This is a genomic window from Cupriavidus sp. SIMBA_020, assembly GCF_046535395.1.
GTDB lineage: Bacteria > Pseudomonadota > Gammaproteobacteria > Burkholderiales > Burkholderiaceae > Cupriavidus > Cupriavidus campinensis.
This window is the reverse complement of record NZ_JAWRWU010001254.1, coordinates 1-250: the sequence shown is the minus strand read 5'-3', so window position 1 is coordinate 250 and position 250 is coordinate 1. Positions and strand designations below refer to the sequence as shown.

Genomic DNA, 250 nt, shown 5'->3' with positions numbered 1-250 from the left:
AGCAACGGTGGCAGCGCCGATGGCTCTTTCAATACGAACGGTGTGGGGGTTTCGCTCGAAGGCGGACGTCGGTTCGATTTCGACAATCGATGGTTTGTCCAGCCGTATGGGCAGTTGTCCGCCTTGCATATGCAGGGGTCCCGGTTCAGCTTGAACAACGGCATGGATGCCAAGGGGGACAGCATGGACTCCGTTCAGGCGGCCATTGGGACGCAGGTCGGCAGGGCCTTCCACAGCGCCAATGGCGACG

The 250-nt window shown here is 60.8% G+C and carries 1 protein-coding gene; it reads left to right on the top strand.

Annotated elements, in window-relative coordinates; translation table 11 throughout:
• Positions 1 to 250, top strand: a 250-nt coding sequence (locus SB751_RS33520; RefSeq protein ID WP_410749436.1) for an autotransporter outer membrane beta-barrel domain-containing protein, incomplete at both ends; no start/stop codon positions are given.